Raw genomic sequence first — 577 nt, 5'->3', positions numbered from 1 at the left:
AAAAGAGAGTAATAGATCAGAACGGCCGATCGCCGTCAAGCACTGAAAATAGCAAAATCAGGTGCGGAATGACGGATTTAATATCAATGGGTTACCAGTAAATGCTCTCGTGCCATATGACTTATTCGCACCTTCCCTAAGCCGGGTTGTTTATTTCAAAAGGCGGAAGAAATCAAAGCGCCTCCAATCTCGCGTAGGCGGTGACGAGCCACTTGGCACCGACCTCGTCGAACTGGATCTGCACCCGGCTCTGCTGGCCGACCCCTTCAAAGTTGAGTTCCACTCCTTACCGGAATATCGAATGAAGCACCTAAGGCACAGGTGGGCACGGTTTTGATCCCCCTCCAATCCGCCGAGGGTCAGAGGCAACGGCAGGGACGCCATCAGGGATGATGGCGTAGCCGCAGTTGGCACAGGGATGTGCCGTCTGCGGCGTCCCGCTCGACGTTGGCTCTGGCCCGAGGGGACTGGCGAAGCCAGCGGATTGGCGGGGGTGGCCTTTCTTTTGGTTCATCGCGGCTTTCCGGGGAAGGCCGCCTTGATTTTCAGAAAAAAGTATTCTGAGTCCCTAAATCCA

1 protein-coding gene is annotated in these 577 nt (G+C 54.9%); it reads right to left on the bottom strand.

The features are described from left to right. Positions 1–172 precede the first annotated feature (172 nt). On the bottom strand, positions 173–283 hold the full coding sequence (locus tag OKC30_RS21335; protein ID WP_160837028.1) for a DNA helicase II: 111 nt from the start codon (positions 281–283) through the stop codon (positions 173–175). Between the last annotated feature and the right edge of the window lie 294 nt (positions 284–577).

Origin of the sequence: Aeromonas sp. QDB18, from assembly GCF_027705325.1 — a bacterium.
Taxonomy (GTDB): domain Bacteria; phylum Pseudomonadota; class Gammaproteobacteria; order Enterobacterales; family Aeromonadaceae; genus Aeromonas; species Aeromonas caviae.
The sequence above is the reverse complement of the archived record's forward strand: the minus strand, read 5'-3'. Positions and strand labels throughout refer to the sequence as shown.